17 protein-coding genes, 1 tRNA gene and 1 pseudogene are annotated in these 18,392 nt (G+C 36.1%); 9 read left to right on the plus strand and 10 right to left on the minus strand.

Annotated features, from left to right (window positions below; all coding sequences use genetic code 11):
* Positions 1-14 precede the first annotated feature (14 nt).
* Positions 15-3,098, plus strand: coding sequence for a DNA polymerase III subunit alpha (locus KG732_RS11775; RefSeq protein WP_213523963.1), 3,084 nt, complete (start codon positions 15-17; stop codon positions 3,096-3,098).
* Between the two features lie 85 nt (positions 3,099-3,183).
* Positions 3,184-4,020: a TIGR03915 family putative DNA repair protein gene (locus KG732_RS11780; RefSeq protein ID WP_213523965.1), complete on the plus strand. Its 837-nt coding sequence runs from the start codon at positions 3,184-3,186 to the stop codon at positions 4,018-4,020.
* A 52-nt stretch (positions 4,021-4,072) separates the two neighbouring features.
* Here the strand turns inward: KG732_RS11780 and KG732_RS11785 are convergent, their stop codons facing one another.
* Together KG732_RS11785 and KG732_RS11790 are read right to left on the minus strand one after the other, a co-directional pair.
* A complete protein-coding gene (locus tag KG732_RS11785; RefSeq protein ID WP_213523967.1) occupies positions 4,073-6,793 on the minus strand; it encodes an AsmA-like C-terminal region-containing protein in 2,721 nt (906 codons plus the stop codon).
* Between the two features lie 8 nt (positions 6,794-6,801).
* Positions 6,802-7,500, minus strand: a complete 699-nt coding sequence (locus KG732_RS11790; protein ID WP_213523969.1) for a queuosine precursor transporter — start codon at positions 7,498-7,500, stop codon at positions 6,802-6,804.
* Positions 7,501-7,594: 94 nt separating this feature from the next.
* Between KG732_RS11790 and folK the strand changes: the two genes are divergently transcribed.
* Complete coding sequence (folK, locus tag KG732_RS11795) at positions 7,595-8,695, plus strand: 2-amino-4-hydroxy-6-hydroxymethyldihydropteridine diphosphokinase (protein WP_367271516.1); 1,101 nt, start codon at positions 7,595-7,597, stop codon at positions 8,693-8,695.
* Positions 8,696-9,010: 315 nt separating this feature from the next.
* On the opposite strand, the gene KG732_RS11800 is transcribed toward folK, so the two are convergent.
* From KG732_RS11800 to KG732_RS11830, 7 genes are all read right to left on the minus strand, one after another.
* Positions 9,011-9,346, minus strand: coding sequence for a hypothetical protein (locus KG732_RS11800; RefSeq protein ID WP_213523971.1), 336 nt, complete (start codon positions 9,344-9,346; stop codon positions 9,011-9,013).
* Positions 9,347-9,615: 269 nt separating this feature from the next.
* Positions 9,616-10,011 (minus strand): hypothetical protein, encoded by a 396-nt coding sequence (locus tag KG732_RS11805; RefSeq protein ID WP_213523973.1) that lies wholly within the window; start codon positions 10,009-10,011, stop codon positions 9,616-9,618.
* The gene (locus KG732_RS11810; RefSeq protein WP_213523975.1) at positions 10,011-10,856 is read right to left on the minus strand and encodes a hypothetical protein; all 846 of its coding nucleotides are present in this window, start codon (positions 10,854-10,856) and stop codon (positions 10,011-10,013) included. The genes KG732_RS11805 and KG732_RS11810 overlap by 1 nt, the downstream gene beginning before the upstream one ends.
* A gap of 120 nt (positions 10,857-10,976) precedes the next feature.
* Positions 10,977-11,441 (minus strand): hypothetical protein, encoded by a 465-nt coding sequence (locus tag KG732_RS11815; protein WP_213523977.1) that lies wholly within the window; start codon positions 11,439-11,441, stop codon positions 10,977-10,979.
* 4 nt (positions 11,442-11,445) lie between these two features.
* Positions 11,446-11,898, minus strand: a complete 453-nt coding sequence (locus tag KG732_RS11820) for a hypothetical protein (RefSeq protein WP_213523979.1) — start codon at positions 11,896-11,898, stop codon at positions 11,446-11,448.
* A complete protein-coding gene (locus KG732_RS11825) occupies positions 11,895-12,992 on the minus strand; it encodes a hypothetical protein (RefSeq protein ID WP_213523981.1) in 1,098 nt (365 codons plus the stop codon). Before KG732_RS11825 ends, KG732_RS11820 begins: the two co-directional genes overlap by 4 nt.
* A 222-nt stretch (positions 12,993-13,214) precedes the next feature.
* Positions 13,215-13,613, minus strand: coding sequence for a hypothetical protein (locus tag KG732_RS11830; protein ID WP_213523983.1), 399 nt, complete (start codon positions 13,611-13,613; stop codon positions 13,215-13,217).
* A gap of 1,034 nt (positions 13,614-14,647) precedes the next feature.
* On the opposite strand from KG732_RS11830, the pseudogene KG732_RS13175 reads away from it, so the two are divergent.
* The 3 genes and pseudogenes from KG732_RS13175 to KG732_RS11845 form a co-directional block, all read left to right on the plus strand.
* Positions 14,648-14,785: pseudogene (locus KG732_RS13175) on the plus strand (transposase); the annotation flags it as partial.
* A gap of 123 nt (positions 14,786-14,908) precedes the next feature.
* Positions 14,909-15,448, plus strand: a complete 540-nt coding sequence (locus tag KG732_RS11840; RefSeq protein ID WP_213523992.1) for a DDE-type integrase/transposase/recombinase — start codon at positions 14,909-14,911, stop codon at positions 15,446-15,448.
* A gap of 69 nt (positions 15,449-15,517) precedes the next feature.
* The gene (locus KG732_RS11845; RefSeq protein WP_367271517.1) at positions 15,518-15,727 is read left to right on the plus strand and encodes an integrase core domain-containing protein; all 210 of its coding nucleotides are present in this window, start codon (positions 15,518-15,520) and stop codon (positions 15,725-15,727) included.
* 296 nt (positions 15,728-16,023) lie between these two features.
* Here KG732_RS11845 and KG732_RS11850 read toward each other — a convergent pair.
* Positions 16,024-16,097: transfer RNA gene (locus tag KG732_RS11850), tRNA-Ala, on the minus strand.
* A gap of 62 nt (positions 16,098-16,159) precedes the next feature.
* Between KG732_RS11850 and KG732_RS11855 the strand changes: the two genes are divergently transcribed.
* The 3 genes from KG732_RS11855 to KG732_RS11860 all read left to right on the plus strand — a co-directional run bounded on the left by KG732_RS11855 (position 16,160) and on the right by KG732_RS11860 (position 18,227).
* Positions 16,160-17,491 (plus strand): MATE family efflux transporter, encoded by a 1,332-nt coding sequence (locus KG732_RS11855; protein WP_213523996.1) that lies wholly within the window; start codon positions 16,160-16,162, stop codon positions 17,489-17,491.
* A 152-nt stretch (positions 17,492-17,643) separates the two neighbouring features.
* A complete protein-coding gene (locus KG732_RS13130) occupies positions 17,644-17,778 on the plus strand; it encodes a hypothetical protein (protein ID WP_300980449.1) in 135 nt (44 codons plus the stop codon).
* Positions 17,775-18,227, plus strand: a complete 453-nt coding sequence (locus KG732_RS11860; RefSeq protein ID WP_213523998.1) for a 6-carboxytetrahydropterin synthase — start codon at positions 17,775-17,777, stop codon at positions 18,225-18,227. The genes KG732_RS13130 and KG732_RS11860 overlap by 4 nt, the downstream gene beginning before the upstream one ends.
* Positions 18,228-18,392: the final 165 nt, after the last annotated feature.

Below are 18,392 nucleotides of genomic sequence, written 5' to 3' on the forward strand. Positions count from 1 at the left end.
ATTAAAAAGTCAATTTGTACCTCAATAATCACACCTATTACTCCTTGCGTTACGGCACCTTTAATGAAGAAGAGCTGATAAAACTTGCGCTTGAAAACGGAGTGAAAACCATTGTTCTAACTGATATCAACAACACCAGTGCATGCCTTAACTTTATCAGGCTTTGTACTCAAAGCAATCTTCATGCAGTGATCGGTATTGATTTTAGAAACAAGCACCAACAATTGTATGTAGGTATTGCTAAAAATAACCATGGGTTTCAGGAACTCAACGAGTACTTATCCTTTCATCTGGAAAATAAAATTCCCTTTCCAGATCAGGCCCCAGCCTTTGAGAATGCTTTTGTCATCTATCCGTTTAAAAAGGTACTAGCACTGGAGAAAACTCGCTTTCGCGAAAGCGAATTCATAGGAATCTCTATTGCCGCATTACGCCAACTTCCTTTTACCACATATGTGAAAATGAAGGACCACTTAGTGGTAATGCAAACGGTGACCTTTAGAACTAGAAAGGATTTCAACGCTCACCGGCTATTGCGGTGTGTAGACTTAAATATTCTTTTGAGTCAGTTACCAGAATCCCAACAAGGTCATTTTGAAGATCAGATGATTCCTGTTCCTGAAATGGAGGAGGCCTTTATAGAATATCCCTTTATCATTGAAAACACCAAACGACTATTAGCAAATTGCGAGATCTATTTTGACTTTGAGAACGCTCAGCTTAACGCAAATCAACACCTCTATTCTGAAAGTAAGGAGGCCGATTATCAAAAACTAAGAACACTTGCTTATGCTGGTGTTGCAACTAGATACAGAGATAAAAAAGATAAAAAAGACGTGTTTGAGCGTATAGAAAAAGAACTAGGTGTTGTAAAAAAGAAAGGCTTTGTCGCCTATTTTTTGATCAATTGGCATATTTGTGAATACGCCCGTAGCAAAAGTTACTTTTATGTAGGTCGCGGTAGTGGAGCCAACAGTATTCTTGCCTATTTGTTACAAATCACTGAGGTAGACCCCATAGAACTCGATCTTTATTTTGAACGTTTTATCAACGATTACAGGACGAGTCCACCAGATTTTGATATTGATTTCTCATGGGATGATCGGGAAGATATTACTCGATTTATTTTTGAAGAATTTGATCATGTCGCCTTGCTTGCCACTTACAACACCTTTCAGTACCGTGCAGTTATCAGAGAATTAGGGAAAGTTTTTGGTCTTCCCAAGGCAGATATTGACCTACTCACCACAGGCAATTTTCAACTCGAGCAACTGGATCAAATGCACCAATTGGTATTGAAATATAGCCATTTGATAAAAGGCATGCCCAACTATACCAGCATTCACGCTGGCGGAATTCTTATTACCGAAAAACCTATTCATTATTACAGCGCCACCAGCTTGCCTCCTAAAGGCTACCGCACCGTACAGTTTGACATGCATATTGCCGAAGATGCTGGGATTCATAAATTTGACATTCTTGCACAGCGTGGTTTAGGAAAGATACGCGACACGATAGAGATTATTAAATACAACCAGCCCGATGCTCCCATAGCAAACCTGCATACTGATGTAAAGAAGTTTATGAAAGACCCTGAAATCAATAACATGATCTCACAGGCAAAATGCATAGGTTGTTTTTATATAGAGTCTCCAGCTATGAGAATGTTGCTCAGCAAACTCGCTACTAATGATTATATAGGACTGGTTGCTGCCAGCTCTGTCATACGCCCTGGAGTTGCACAGAGCGGGATGATGCGCGAGTTTATTTTACGCACTCGATATCCTGAAAAACGCAAGGACGCACACCCCATCATGCAAGAAATTATGCCCGAAACTTACGGCATCATGGTCTATCAAGAAGACGTGATCAAGGTAGCCCATTACTATGCGCAACTAGACCTTGCCGAAGCAGATGTACTGCGTCGTGGAATGAGCGGTAAGTACCGATCTCGTGAAGAATTTCAAAAAGTAGAAGAAAAATTCTTTCAGAACTGTATCGATCTAGGACATGATCCAGAGCAAACTAAAGAAATATGGAATCAAATTAAAAGTTTTGCTGGCTACGCTTTCGCGAAAGGGCACTCTGCATCTTACGCTGTAGAAAGTTATCAAAGCCTTTACTTAAAACGGTATTTCCCCTTAGAATACATGACGGCAACACTTAATAATGGCGGTGGCTTTTACCAACCTGAACTCTACGTACACGAAGCAAAAATGTGTGGTGCTACCATAGAACCACCTTGTATAAATCACAGTAATATTGCTAACATTATTAAAGGAAAAAGCATCTATCTAGGCTACAGTTACCTCAAGGAGCTGGAAAGAAAAACCATGGTGCGTATCATAGAAGCACGTCATTTGAATGGAAGCTTTACCTCTTTAGAAGACTTTATAAACCGTGTCTTTATCAGTATAGATCAGCTTTCTATATTGATACGCATCAATGCTTTTAGGTTTACAGCAATGGATCGTTATGAATTATTGTGGCAAGCACATTATAAGCTTGACAAATCACCACAAAAATATATTCAAAACAAACTGTTTGTTCCAGAATATAGGGAAGCCAAAATTCCTCAGCTTCACACTACCCATCAGGAATTAGCATATGAACAGATAGAGCTTTTAGGCTTTCCGTTGTGTTCGCATTTTGACCTATTAGTAGAGCTGCCTAAAAACAATAACAGTCGCGAAGAGATGAAAGCGCATAACAAAAAAATGATGTTGATTTATGGCTACCTGGTAAATATCAAGACCACACATACGGCAAAAGGAAAACGCATGCAATTTGGTACTTTTTTAGATGGTAAGGGTCATTTTTTTGATACGGTGATGTTCCCTCCAGTAGCGGCAAAAATTCGCTTTAGAGGAAGTGGCATCTATAAAATATACGGCAAGGTTGTGGAAGAATTTGATTTCTATTCCATAGAGGTCCACGACATGCACAAAGCAGATTATATTCAAGATCCCCGGTATGCAGAAGAGAATCCGCAGACCATACAACGACTAGACAAACAATGCAGTCTAAAAGATCGCAGAATGGGAAATAGCAATGGGTACCGACGTCAGGAATTACCAAATAAATCCATTGAACTGTGAATAAAAAACAAAAGAGATCCCTAATCATGATCAACCCTGGCAGAAAGTATCATAAGAATTCTAGCCCCCGATTAAATCTTTTCTCATGACCACTACACTTTTATATGACGGTAGTTTAAACGGTTTGATGACGGCTATTTTCACTATTTACGACCGCAAGATTAAACTGCCCATCATCGCTTTAGATTCTCGTGAGCAAAACCACCTTTTTGAAGGTACCGAACTGGTCATTACAGATCCTGATAAAGCGCAACGTGTATGGAAGCGTTTTAACTCTTTATGCGAGCACCAAAATGCTCATCAGGTATACTGTGCATTTTTAAGTGAAATCATCGGGATCGAAAACACGATTTATGAGTATTTAAAAATGACTTTTACTGCTCAAAAAGCACCAGGCGGTGACTCTGCTAACTCTACCGTTTTAAAGATTACTCAAGCGGCAAAAATGGTACACCACGAGAAACACCGCATGGAAGGGTTGGTGCGTTTTCACTTAATGGATGAAGAAACCTATTATGCTCATATAGAACCAGATTTTAACATACTCCCTCTTTTGGTTAGTCATTTTAAAAACCAGTATACAGACCAGAAGTGGATTATTTATGACTTAAAACGCAACTTTGGAATAAGTTATGACCTAGAAACGGTACAAGAAGTACAAATTGATTTTAAAAAAGCACGTGGTCAAGGGGGCGTTTTACCTACCAGAGTCTCAGAAAATAGCAGTGATGTTGCTTCATCAGGAGGCTTTCACAATTCGACTGGACTGCGTATTAACTCCAATGAGATCAACTATAAAGATCTCTGGAATCAATATTTTAATAGTGCCTATGTTAAGTCTAGAAAAAGTTTAAAACTACACTTAGAATATGTGCCAAAAAGGTCTTGGAGATATTTGAGCGAAAAATACAAGGAACAATAAAAAGCTCTTCAAAAATATAATTGACGAGCGCTACATGTTGTTTTCTAAAAATCTATTTTGTTTTGGTAGTGTCTGCCACTTTCTTTTTTTTACGTCCGAATAAGTCCTTAATCAAGTTTCCCGCAGCTTCTTTGACCGGATCTTTTGGCTTAACCGTATTGGTAGAATCACCAGGTTTAGTAACAGAAGTAGAATCCTTAGGGGTTCCATAACCTCCTATCACATCCTTAATCCCATTTAAAGGATTCTTGCCATTCATAAAATCACCAATCGCACTATTTACGGCTTTTTCTCCTTTATCCTTAAGCTTGGCTTTTTGGATCTCTATAATTTGATTGGTTAAGTTTTTTACCGCAAGATCAAGATTCAAATCAATTTTAGGACTCAAAAATGATCCTGAAAACTTAACCGGAACCGCAACAGAAAGACTATCCACTTCTTTTTCTTCTAATTGAGAAAGCAAGCTAGCTCCTTCTTTACCAAAGTATTTTGCAGGAACATTTAATGACAAAGTATAATCCATCTCATTAGTAAGACTGTGCTTACCACTAGCCGTAGCCTTAATCCCTTTGATATTAAAATCAAATGGCGCTACTTGCACTGCGCCATCTTTAAAATTAAGCTTAGTTGTAATGTCAGAAACGTCAAATTTATTAAGATCTATAAAGCTCAATTTTTGATCTAATTTACCTAGTAAGGGGTTGTTAGTAGCATTAACCTCTCTAGTCAGCAACTGTGCAATAGCATCTCCCGCTAGTGTACCTAAAATAGGAGAAAGCTGCTTGTCTAATGATCCCGTGAGCGCTATATCTGTATTGATTTTACCCTGTAACACACTAATAATAGGGACATAAGATTTAAACATATCAAAACCTTCAAAAGACTTTGCGATATCTAGATTCTTCATATCCAATGCCATATTGAAAACTGGCGTAGCTCCTTTAGTTGAAACCGAACCGTTCACCGCTATGTTACCGTCAAAAATATCAGTAGTCGTATTGTTTAAAGTCAAAGTTTCATCCCTAATTAAAGCAACACCACTTACGTTTTTGAGTTCTAGACCGTCATATAACACTCGATTTGCTTGGAAATCTAAGTTGGCATCCAGAAAAGCTGGAATCTTAATCGCATCTTCAGTTGTTGCAGATGTAGATGTTTGAGTTGTTTGATTTGCTTTTTTGGCAGGAGCCACCTCTACAGCCGTCATAAAATCTGCAATGTCTATTGTGTTGGACTTTAAAGTAAAAGTTCCTTTTAAATTTTGGTCTTGAAGCAAAAATCCTATCAAGTTATTGATGGTACCCTTTGCATTTAGATCGGTATTTCCTGTTTGAGCTTCAAAGTCTTTTAGCTGTATTCTAGAAGTAGTCATGTCAATACTAGCCTTTTTGATCACTAAAGGTTTGATAAGTGCATCACCTTCATACCTGAAGTTGGTAAGACTGGCAGATCCTCTCGTATTGATACGTTCATACTGTTCTTTCTCGATACTTTCCATATCAAACTTAGCTGCCATATCCAGTGCCAGCTTCCCGTCAAGATTCATGCCTTCTGGCAAAGGAAATGCTTGGGCTAGATTTTGAAAATCTAGGTTTCCCTCTGCATTTAGATCCACATTCATATTAGTTGTCAGGTTTTTGATCATTGCATTACCGCTTATTCTATCACTCCCAATATTAAAAGAGGTTTGTGCAACGTTTAAATAGGTGTCGTCTATAGTTCCTGTATCGTTTTTAAGTTGTGCATCTATAGTGATGTTGGTAACTGTTTTAGGCAGGTCTGGATATTTAAAAGAAGCGTTTTTTGAGCTGATCTTGATATCCATTTTAGGAATGCGGGTATCGTCCACTTTTCCTTTAATTATCCCGTTTACAGTAAAATCTCCCGTAGTTGTAATGCCATCAAGGTTGTTGCGATAGGTTTCTGGAAGAACTGCAAAGAAGTTTTTAAAATCTGATGATGGGGTATCAAAACTTACATCCACCATAACATGCGATTCTTCTAACTGCACAAAACCGTTCATCTTTAATTCTAGGTCATTGACAAAAGCTTTGTTTTCTTGAAAAGTATAGTTCTGGTTATCTAGATCCATAAGAATAGCTGCATCCAGTATGACGTGCTGGCCAGATAAGTATTCTATACCATCCAACCCGTAAAAAACTAATGCCTCTGTATAGGTATCTAATGTACTCTTACCTAATGAAAAATCTCCATTTCCAGAGTGATTCATATGAGTAAGCACGAGCTTATTTTGGGTAGCTTTATCTTCGTAAGTAAGTTCAGAATCGGTTATCTCATAATGTTTTAAGTCAAAAGAGAAGCCTGTGTCTTGCTCAGTATCTTGTGAGTCATTCGCTTTCGCGGAAGCGGTATCCTTAGCGATATCCCAACTCGAATTACCATTTTTATCAACCGTAAACCTAGCTACTGCTTGATGAACGATCAACTCGTTGATATGAATAGGCTCACTAGCATCGTTAAACAAATCGCCTATAGGCAGGTCCAGCTTCACTTCTTTACCGTAAAACAAAGTGTCTCCTGCAAAAGGTGCTTTATTGATAATAGAAAAACCGTCTATGTGGAGTTGTGCGTCTGGGAAGGATCTAAAAAGACTCAAGTCTACCTCAGCAAAACCAATTTGTGCCTCCATAGAAGCATTGAATTTGTCCTTAATAATTTGGGCGATTTGGTCTTTGAAGAAAAAAGGCGCAGCTACAACCACGATGATTACAACGAGCAACGTAATTCCTAATATTTTAACTATTTTTTTCATGACTTTTTTTAATCAATTTCTATTTCTTCTCCCATTTCCAACCCGAACAATCGCCTAAAAATAAAAACGCCTGCATATAACAATGGCGTATCTAGTAATGCAACCAGCATTTTAAAGAGAAATCCTGCCAATAATAAGGGCCAAAATTGTTCCCAGGATAATACTTCATAATAACACAACAATAATAAGACGCTCATAGTGTCAACAAACTGCGAACATACAGTGCTAAAATTATTGCGCAACCACAGCATTTTGCCTCCTGTAATTCTTTTCCAAAAATGATAAATCTGTATATCTATAAATTGGGCAAACAAATAAGCGGTCATACTAGCGATCACTGCAATAGTTGTGGCGCCAAAAATTTTACTAAAAACAGCATCTTGTATAGGACTTGCATCTATCGCTGGAGCAACGTCTGCCACAGCTATAATCCCAAGGCTGAAGACCGACGCAAATATTCCAGCAAGGACCAGGTCATTTGCCTTACGACGTCCATAAATCTCACTCACTAAATCGGTAACTAGAAAGGTAACAGGATAGGGCAATAACCCTACCGAAATTTCAAAATTGAACCACCCGAAAGGATTCCAATAAAAAAACTTCTGAAAGATCAAATTAGATACTACTAGAGAGCAAATAAAAATCGCAGCCAGAACTAGATAAATACGGTGCGCGAGACGAAGTTGTTTACCAGTTAGGTTCTTCATAATTATCACAAAAGTAGTTCAAGAGTTGATCATTATTCCTTAATTTGGTATAAAAATTAAAAGCATCTCTTCTCATCACCATCATAGAATATTCATAGCCTTAGGAAGCAATCAAGGCGATAGAAAGCAGCATTTACTAGACGCATCTCACCACATCGAGCAACGTCTAGGCCTGGTGATTAAGACCGCTGGCGTTTATGAAGTTCCTGCTATTGGATTTACTGGTGGTGATTTTTTAAACACCTGTATTCTTGTACACAGTTTTAAAAGCGCCCAAGAAACCTTGCGTATTTTACAGCAAATCGAGCTTGATATGGGGCGTATCCCTCGCACAGGCGATACGTATGAAGATCGAGTGATTGACTTGGACATTGTATTCTTTGACGATGAAATTATATCTACAGACCGTTTACAAGTTCCTCACCCTAGAATGCACGAGCGCAATTTTGTCATGCAGCCACTTGTGGACATCGCTTATCAGGTCATACACCCTGTCTTGAATAAAAGCACTAGGGAACTTTCTAGCAATCTGGAGCCTTTAGAAAAAATGGCAGGTTTTGAAATTCCGCTTTCGCGAAAGCGGTACCCCATTCAAAATCTGAACTTTATAGCTGTGGAGGGAAATATAGGAAGCGGTAAAACCAGTCTCATTCATAAAATTGCAGAAGATTTTAATGCCAAACAAGTGCTGGAACGCTTTGCAGACAATCCGTTTTTGCCTCTTTTTTACGAAGATAAAGAGCGTTATTCCTTTCCTCTAGAAATGTCTTTTCTGGCTGATCGCTACCAGCAATTAAGTGATGATGTGGCACAAAAAAATCTGTTTAAAGAATTTACCGTCGCCGATTACTATGTAATCAAATCCTTGATATTTAGTAAAATAACACTGGAAAAGCAAGAATATTCCCTCTACAAGCGTCTTTTTAATATGATGTATAAAGAACTGGTCAAGCCAGATTTATATGTCTACCTCTACCAGACTGAAGACCGATTGCTAGAAAACATCAAGAAACGAGGTCGGGATTATGAAAAAAATATTGAAGCCAGTTACCTCTCTCAAATACAACAAGGCTATGCCGACTTCATAAGATCCCAACAAGAACTCAAAGTAAAAGTGATCGATGTGACCGATCTTGATTTTGTAACTAATCAGGAGGATTATTTAAAAGTTTTGGAGAAGATCCTAGAGGATTAAAATATTCATAGATGCGGACTCAAGTCCGTATATAGGAACGTATTTCTGGCTTTCATCAACATCTTCTTGATGAAACACCCAAGGTATTTGCTTGAATGTTTGCATGTAGCATCGAAAAGGTTGAAATAAAAGTCACACTGAGCTTGTCGAAGTGTAGCTTTATTTTGTTTCAGATTCTATTTTATATAAAAGCATCTCGATAAGTCTCAGACAATGCCAACACAAATAGTTGGCATGTCGAATCTTAGAAGCTGAAATAAAAACACAAAAAAACCGCCTTATTTCTAAGGCGGTTTTTGAATGGTTTAAAAATTATTAATCTGTAAAAATGAAAATTCCTTTATCAAACTTCTCGGGATCAAATTCTCGAGGTTTTTTAATTTCAAAGTAAATACAATTTCGTTTATCAAAAAAGTCTCCTTTCTCCCATTGATCTCTTAATATTTGAATCCATGCCTCTTCTGATTTCAAAGGTTTTCCATTAATGTCCTCATCTAAAAAGCTAACGTTTTCAGATCTGTACATAATTCTTATAACAAATACTAAAACCTCAAGTAACTCTTCATCACTTTCATAGAGATTAGATGCAAATTTTTCTAAGTATGTTATAATATCTCCAGTAGATTCAGTAAACCTTTGGTAGGTAGACAAAAAAACAACTTTTGATAGCCCAAGAATGTTGACCATAAGTTTTAATTATTAAATCTAAATTTACCAATTTCTACTCCATTTCTATAATCAGTTATCGTTTTATCTAAGCCAGCACTTGTAGCGAAGTCTCTTGCTACATATTTATAATTTCAATCAATGATTATTTGAAGTGGTTGGTTGGTGGAGTTTAACCTATCTAATTGTAGGTTTCCCTAAAAACAGGACCGCATTAAATTCGAATTTATAATCATTAAATTAAGAACATTACATCAATTACAACATATCCATTTTACTGGAAAAATCTTAAAACTATCGTTCTTACACTTTTGAACAAGAAATAAGTTAATGTATTCGTGATTAACTGGAGGTGCAGCATATTTTTCATTCTTTCTTATATCTCTATAAATCTCCAATTCTTTATCAATAAGTTCTGGAATGTTATTTATCAAATTAAATGGTTTTTTTTCTACAAATTGAAAACTATTAATTTCATCATTAAAAGCAAACTGTTGGTTTTGATATTCAAAAATTAACTTTTGTTCCACCTTTTTTATTTTCCATTCTTTATTAATCAACAGAAATAGGTCTTTTTTTTCTCTATTCACTTTTTGTGAAAAGCAAGAGGCTGAGAAAAAAAACAATATGAGTAAGCATACATTTTTCATTAATGTCGTGTATTAGGTCCATTATAAAAGTTATCATTTATATTTTGAATAATTCTGTTCCTGTCGCTGGCACTGACATTAACCCATGAAGGCGTCGTATTGCCATTACTTGTTGTTCTGATACCAACCCAACAAATATCTTGATATACTGAAAGTGGAAGACGAGAATTATCAAAATCCAGTAGCATAAGTGCCATTCTTGACTGATAATGAGCTGCCATTAAATTATGTTGCCAGTTAGGTTGAAACCTCTGATAATAATAATCATATAGACCAGGGTAATTATTAGATAAATTTGTTAAAAATTGAATTTCCTCTTCATATGTTCTATTGTTAGGATTAAGGTTTGAAGAAGCCGAAGCTTCAAGAAGTTTACGGAACATTTCCGCATGTAATATTTCATGAACAAAAACTAGAGCAACTCCTAAATCGGATAAGTTTACAAGAGCCAATTCATTAATCTGAATTTCAGTTGTAAAATTACTAGGAACTTGTGTCTCTCCATAAACAGTGCTTGGTAAATTATTATTAATTGTAAATTTTAGATGAGAAACAGGAAAATCCCCATCGAACCCTTGAATATAATCTTTAATATTATTATTTCCAGAATTTAATCGATTTAATATGAGGTTTGATGATGCAGAAAGTTCATTTATTATCTTATCGTCAAAATCAATCTCTGTATTTGGATCTTCTTCCATCACCATTATAGCTTCTAAAGCAAATCCCTGTGCCTCTTGGGAATTATATTCTGACCTTATAAAATTATTAATGTTGTTTCTCAACTCGTTTTGCTGAGGATTTTGAATAAAATTATAGAGTTCTATCTCATTAGGATTGTTCAAAGAATCAAAAAGAGCTTGTGTGTTACTAGATACTGGTTGTAAATCTTCTAAAACAGGTAACGTAATAACTCCCTCGCCTAAAGGTAAGGTTGAACCGCCACTTTCTTCTCCACTGCCATCTCAAGATGGGGGAGTATATCCACCAGTGGTACCGCTTGAACATAGCTCATATGTAGTAGTGGTGTCGATAAAGACGGAGCCGTATACATCAAAAAAATTATATTCTGTAGCACCACAGTCTGCACAAACCTCTACTGTATTGGTCAAAGGACACCATAGAGAACCGCCGAGAATCTCGTTTCCTGTCGCTGGATCTATCATATATCCTTTTCCATCGCTCTTATAAGTCAAATAAAATTCTACTATTCTTAAGTCTTCATCCTGCGCCACAATGTAATTTGTTATTTCACTTGAATCAACAGTTTGAGTAGCAAACGTAAATGAGGTTACATCATTTACTGTGGTCATAACAACTTTTGTAGAATCTATGTTTGTAACATAATTATAAGATGTAGACTTGTTTACCATATGATAAGCTGCTAGTTGACTGGCATTAGATTGTTTGCTAATGGCTATATCCTTCAAATTATTATGGTCTCACCTCTTCTATCCACTCTTCTAAATCACCTATTTCTTCTTCTACAAACTTTTTCCAGTTTGTATAAATAGTCCACCCTTTTTTTTCTAGTGCATCTAGATACCATTTTTTATATATAAACATAGGAAGTCCATCGAACTCATGGGTTTCTGTTCCTATTTTCCAAACTTTTCTTAGAAAAGCAATTAATTCGGTTTTTTCAAAGTTTGTTTTAGAAATGTTTGGTGTTTCTTGGCCCCAGTGAAATACTTCTATTAACTCCATATCGCATAATATCTCTACAACTTTCAGTCCATCTTCACGAGCTTGGGCGGTAAGATGTGATTTATCATTTAAAACTTGATAGTATCCAATATTAGCCAAGATAAAATGAATAAATTCAATTCCATCTGGAGTGAAAATATTTAAATTTTCTTCTTTAAATAAATCTGACTTTTTTATCATAAGTTAGTGAACTTGATTATCCTTGGATTATTCCAGATACTCGGAAAATTTAATTGAAGGGTTGCAGGGAAATTGGATCCTGAAGCGGTTACTGGTCTGAATGTAATAAAATTTCCATTGCCCATATTTGCCATTCTTGAGCCATTGAATTGAATTACCAAATTACCTATTTTATCTTTAGTAAGTGCGGTAAATGTTTCACTAGCTTTTGATACTGGAGCATTGGTTTTAAATATTCTAATCGAATTGTTTCCACCACTTCTAGTTCCCCATAATCCAACTTTACTAACTGTATTATTTAAACGCGTTCCCCTCAAAACCCAGCTTATTGGAATCTTTTGCAGTAATTTTATAGCAGCTGGCGCACCTACTTCAAAAAGTGCAATTTCAAGTAATATCTCTGCTACATCAACATAAGCTCCAACAATAGCCGCCATCATTTGAGCATTGTACCGTCGAGTTATGGATTTAAAAGTATCATATATATCTTGTATATCACCATTAGTGTAATCAAATGAATTTTCTATATCTGTAACTACATCTTCAAAATATGATGCAGTAACATCTCCTTCAGGTCCATGAAATCTTCTCAACCCTGCAGCCATAATATTGATTGATGCAAGGCAATCGTGATCCAATCCACAAAGTATTCCTTCTTCATTAATAATTTCAAATTCTATTAACCATTTTGCAAAAGCTTGCGCCTCTTGGGAATTATATTCTGACCTTATAAAATTATTAATGTTGTTTCTCAACTCGTTTTGCTGAGGATTTTGAATAAAATTATAGAGTTCTATCTCATTAGGATTGTTCAAAGAATCAAAAAGAGCTTGTGTGTTTTGGGAAACTACATTTAAAGGAAAAACAGGCTCAGAAAGCGATCCACACCTCCCATCTCCTAGTGATGGTACACTTGATTGTGGGCAATTACTATCTGTAGCTCCTATGGCGGCAGTACCATCGCTAGAGCCTCCATTACTACCTTGATTTTCTTCTGGATTTGTATCTATAGGATTAGAGTCGATAGGATCACTGGGTACGTTTGAATCAGGTGGGTCAGTGAGAGAGAATACTGCCACTTGCGCTATCTCCATCGTCAATAAGCTTTCATTATTGCATGAGACATAATCCCATCTATAAACATAGTTCAAGGTCGACATATTCTCTCATGAGGGTGTAACAATTGCACGTAACTCCACTAAGTCCACACGATCTAAAATCAGTATTAATTTGAAAATTTGTAGATAGATGTTCTTTTGAGAAAGATATAACTTCTTGATTTAAATCTGCACCTACATTGTTTTGATAATAATAGCTCAACAAATGGATTCAAAAGTACCATCCAGCTGTTTTTCTAAAAACACGTTATACAATACGGTAGAATCTTGGTTTATTTTATACGCAGGTATATTATAACTTTCATAATCACCACTTATAATTTGACTTGCATAAGTGTCATCTATAAACAATTGATTGACACTGTCATAAACGCTAAGAAGTTGATTCTTTGATTTAGATGTGATTTCTGATAGCGATCTCTTTAATTCATACTTTGATAACATTTGTTCTTTGGTTATCTTATTAACTTGTATGGTACTTTCTTTTAGACTGGTTTCCTCTTCTATAACATCACCTCGCTCACAACTGGTAAAAAAAATCAGCATTGTTACGAAGGCTATTAAAACAGAAAAAATCCCTTTTAGGTTATTGCGCATCTTATAATAATTAAGGCTTTTAACATTCATCTTGCTGTATATCAGTGATTAACTTCAATAAAATTATATTTTTATAACCGATAATCCGTCATATAAATTTATGTATTGGTCTATATTCATGAATGTCGACTAATTTTACTGCCTCATTTATCCTTGTGGTATTAGGATCATCTAATGTTACATCACATCCTACTCTTATTCTCATAGATGGTCGCAGCTTCCTAATGGTTACCATTGGGTGCTGGAGTTAATTTTAGAAGATTGATATATTCATATCCTATATGCGGACTTAAGTCCGCATATAGGAACGTATTTCTGGCTTTCATCAACATCTTCTTGATGAAACACCCAAGGTATTTGCCTGAATGTTTGCATGTAGCATCCAAAAGGTTGAAATAAAAGTCACACTGAGCTTGTCGAACTGTAGCTTTATTTTGTTTCAGATTCTATTTTATATAAAAGCATCTCGATAAGTCTCAGACAATGCCAACACAAATAGTTGGCATGTCGAATCTGAGAAGCTGAAATAAAAACACAAAAAAACCGCCTTATTTCTAAGGCGGTTTTGAAAATACGATACGATAAAAAAAACAAATTGAGAGCACCTCTGTGGTGCGATGGTTTTTTAAGGTATTTGAAATAGCTTAAACCATTTGCATTTTTTAAAATAAGACTTGCACTTTACAAGTACATTTTTTACAAGCTCGCATCCTTAGATGTGCTTTAAAAGGTGCTATTTATTCCTGTTTTTAATTTTTTTATAAATCTGAACAATAATAAGTGAAAGTACAACACTCCAAAATAATATGAATATAAAGGGCCAAATTGAAAACATACTACCTATCCTCATAATAAATATTATTAATTATTCAATTAAGAAATCTTTGATTTTTTTAACCTTTTTCTTATCCATCTATAATACCTCTACAAATTCGGACCATTAGTTAAGTTGAAAATTTATTAACTTTAAACAATGGACAAAATGAGAAAATCAAGAAGGAAACCCGCCTGTTCCGGCCGGCAGGTTCACTTCAGAATTTAAGACAAAGGTAGCTGTAGAAGCCTTAAAGGAGCGGTATAGCCTATCAGAATTAGCTGAACGTTTTGAGTTACATCCGAATCAAATCAGTCAATGGAAACAAGAGTTTTTAGAAAATCCAGTGATGTTTTGATAAAAATCATCTAAACCAAAAAGAGCAGGAAGTTGATTTGGATAAGCTCTATGCAAAAATTGGTAAGCTTGAAATGGAGCGAGACTATTTAAAAAAAAGCTTGAAAAATTTGGATCTACTGCAATGAAAAAGGAATTGATTTCACAACAAAAGGACCTCTCATTAAGTATTAGAAACCAATGTGAGCTTAATTTATCAAGGAGTAGTTTGTATTATAAACCCATAGGTGAAAAGCCAGAAAACTTAGAAATAATGCAAATTATGGATAAGCACATCTTAGAGGAACCAACAGCTGGAGTTCTCACCATGCAATCCATGTTAGAAGATAAAGATATTAAGGCTAGCTATGAGCGTGTAAGGCGTCTAATGCGTAAGGCTAACATTCGACCTATTTATCCTAGAAGACACTTAACAGTTCTGGGAGAAAAGAAGTATGTACATCCTTATCTCTTAAAAGGCTTGAAAATAGAGCGAGCTAACCAGGTATGGGAGATAGACATAACCTATATACCAATGCATAAAGGATTCATGTACCTTACAGCCATAATAGATGTATACAGCCGAGCTATTATGGCGTGGGGATTATCTAACACCTTAGATGCACAGGCAAGCTTGGAAGTGGTCAAACATGCCATAAAACCAAAGGCAAGCCCGAGATATTGAACTCTGATCAAAGGGAGTCAATTCACTTGTTTAGCTTATGTAAAATTTTTAAAGGATGAAGGGATAAGAATTAGTATGGATGGCAAAGGACGAGCTTTAGATAATATCTATATTGAACGATTTTGGAGAACCATTAAGTACCAACATATCTTTTTAAACCCCGCTGATGATGGTATAACTTTGTACCGAGGAATTAAAAAGTGGATGGATAAATATCATAACAAAAACCATCAAGGAATAAATCAAAAACCAATTGAAATGTATAAAAATGCAGCCTAAGAATTCAATTAAAAAACAACTAAAAGTGGTCTAAAGAAGTGAGGGTATTATAGTGTTGAGACCAGAAGATTCCAAATACAGTAGTGCATTAGATGATGCTGGAGAAAAAGGGTTGCTAGATGGAGTTGGTGTTTTTCAATACGTTAAAATGTAAAACCATACGAAAGGATTCGTGCGGTAGCGGGGAATTGTATTGATTAATTAACTTTTTTCAAGTTACCGTACAATAATCGTACAATTTAAAACATAAAAAAACCTTAACTAATTAGTATTTAATTAATTAAAGTTTATTAAAGTGGAGAATACCGGATTCGAACCGGTCACCTCTACACTGCCAGCGTAGCGCTCTAGCCAAATGAGCTAATCCCCCATAAAGAGTTTTCAAAGATACACGGAAGTTATCATATTTTAGAGATTATATTTACGCGCTTTATGGCAGTTCAAATCAATACTTCTCAAATTCTAAAACTTGCGATACCTGCTATAATTGCTGGTATTGCAGAGCCATTGATCAGTATAACTGATCTTGCTATCATAGGAAAAATGCAAGGTGATACGACCAACGCCCTTGCTGCAATAGGATTAGTAGGCACCTTTTTAAGCGCGATCATCTGGACATTGGCACAAACTAAAACCTCTATTTCTTCTATAGTTTCCCATACTATGGGAGCCAATCAGTTAGAAAAAATTAACGATTTGATACCTCAAGTGGTGTGGTTAAATGTTGTTTTAGGAATTTTTATTTATCTCATTACAGCACCAGTGGCGAGTGTTATATTTACTTGGTATAAGGCTCAAGGAGAGGTTCTTTCCATTGCCAGTAGCTACTATCAAGTGCGTGCTTTGGGATTTCCTATGACGCTGTGTTCTTTTGCTATTTTCGGGATTTTTAGAGGTTTGCAAAATACTTCTTGGGCCATGATAGCAAGTCTCTCAGGAGCGGTATTAAATATTCTACTAACACTTACTTTAGTTTATGGAATTGATGGTGTGATTCCTTCTTACGGAGTTTTAGGGGCAGCCTATGGCAGCCTAGCGGCACAATTATTCATGCTGTTGATCGCCATTTATTTTCTATATAACCACACAATGTTTAGGTTAAAGTTGCCCTTGTGGCACCCTCATAGACAACTGCCAAAGCACCTTTGGTTAACAGCAAACTTTTTTTTGCGTACCGCAGCTATTAATGTCGCGATCTACTTTTCCTACAGATTTGCAAATGATTATGGTGCCGCCCACGCCGCTGCCCACGCAGTACTTATGAATATATGGTTGTTGTTCTCATTTGTAGTAGATGGTTTTGCCAATGCAGGAAATGCGATCGGGGGCAAATTATTGGGTTCAAAAGATGCCGTTTCATTAAAGTATTTAGCAAACAAAACCTCGCTTTACGGTGTGGCGATTGCCGGGGTACTATCTATTGTCTGTGCCTTTCTATATACCACATTAGGAAAGAGATTCACAGACGATCCTGAGGTATTAGAAATCATTGCTAATACCTTTTGGATCGTTTTGCTTATGCAGCCTATAAATGCGGTTGCTTTTGTTTATGACGGGATTTTTAAAGGCTGGGGTGAGGCTTCGTATTTGCGTAATTTATTGTGGTTATTAACAGCCCTGGTTTTTTTACCAGTTTTGTTTTTGCTCGATTATTTAGAAGGGGATCTCTATGCAGTTTGGCTTGCCTTTTTTGCTTGGATGATAGGTCGGGCAGCTATTTTATTTTTTAAGTTTAAAAGTAAGGTTGCTGCAATGGAATCTTAATTTCTAGCGGATAGAAAAAAGGAATTATATGATTATCGCGTTTTAAAAGGAATGAATTCCAGCAGGAACTGCTGTATGCTACAGAAGATAGAAAGCACAACAACCACAAACATCTTCTTAAATGCTATCTTTGCAGTATAAAATAGTAGTTAATGAATGCATTACTCATAGAGGACTCCACGTTCTTAGATATTATAGGGTTTTTAGGGGGCTCAGGACTTTTTTTAGTACTGGGGATCCTGCTCATTATTGTAGTGATTTATAATAAATACAAAAGCAAAAGATGAGAAAAGTACGTATTACCAAGGAATTTTCATTTGAAACTGGTCATGCTCTTTATGGTTATGACGGGAAATGCCGTAATGTTCACGGACATAGTTATAAACTTGCGGTAACGGTTATTGGAACTCCTATTGATGAGTTAGGAAATGTAAAGCATGGTATGGTGATCGATTTTGGTGATTTGAAAAAGATCATCAAAGAAGAGATCGTAGACCCTTTTGATCACGCAACTGTGTTCAATAAAAACACCCCCCACGTAGAACTGGCCAAAGAACTTTCAGATCGAGGACATGATGTTATTCTTGTAGATTACCAACCTACCAGTGAGATGATGATCATCGATTTTGCTGATAAAATACAAAAACGCTTGCCTACTACCATCTCCTTGCATCATTTGAGATTGCGCGAAACAGAAACCAGTTATGCCGAGTGGCACGCTGCTGATCAGGTGTAATGTACCTATTTAAAAGTAAAGAGAGTTTTTACTGTCAACTTTCTCCCTCCTGCTATAAATAAGTGGCTACTAGTATTTGGCTTTATTTCTTGTAGGTCTTTGGTTTCTATATCGAGATGAAATTTTTAATAGGATCTAAACACCCAACAAAACACTGAAGACAAG

The organism is Nonlabens sp., from assembly GCF_018401815.1.
Classification (GTDB): domain Bacteria; phylum Bacteroidota; class Bacteroidia; order Flavobacteriales; family Flavobacteriaceae; genus Nonlabens.

Bases quoted from the DNA above. Each gene is read 5' to 3' on its own strand.
- KG732_RS11780 (WP_213523965.1), top strand. From the start codon at position 3,184: ATGACCACTACACTTTTATATGACGGTAGTTTAAACGGTTTGATGACG.
- KG732_RS11785 (WP_213523967.1), bottom strand. From the start codon at position 6,793: ATGAAAAAAATAGTTAAAATATTAGGAATTACGTTGCTCGTTGTAATC.
- KG732_RS11790 (WP_213523969.1), bottom strand. From the start codon at position 7,500: ATGAAGAACCTAACTGGTAAACAACTTCGTCTCGCGCACCGTATTTAT.
- KG732_RS11805 (WP_213523973.1), bottom strand. From the start codon at position 10,011: ATGAAAAATGTATGCTTACTCATATTGTTTTTTTTCTCAGCCTCTTGC.
- KG732_RS11820 (WP_213523979.1), bottom strand. From the start codon at position 11,898: ATGATAAAAAAGTCAGATTTATTTAAAGAAGAAAATTTAAATATTTTC.
- KG732_RS11825 (WP_213523981.1), bottom strand. From the start codon at position 12,992: ATGGAGATAGCGCAAGTGGCAGTATTCTCTCTCACTGACCCACCTGAT.
- KG732_RS11830 (WP_213523983.1), bottom strand. From the start codon at position 13,613: ATGCGCAATAACCTAAAAGGGATTTTTTCTGTTTTAATAGCCTTCGTA.
- KG732_RS11840 (WP_213523992.1), top strand. From the start codon at position 14,909: ATGAAAAAGGAATTGATTTCACAACAAAAGGACCTCTCATTAAGTATT.
- KG732_RS11855 (WP_213523996.1), top strand. From the start codon at position 16,160: ATGGCAGTTCAAATCAATACTTCTCAAATTCTAAAACTTGCGATACCT.
- KG732_RS13130 (WP_300980449.1), top strand. From the start codon at position 17,644: ATGAATGCATTACTCATAGAGGACTCCACGTTCTTAGATATTATAGGG.
- KG732_RS11860 (WP_213523998.1), top strand. From the start codon at position 17,775: ATGAGAAAAGTACGTATTACCAAGGAATTTTCATTTGAAACTGGTCAT.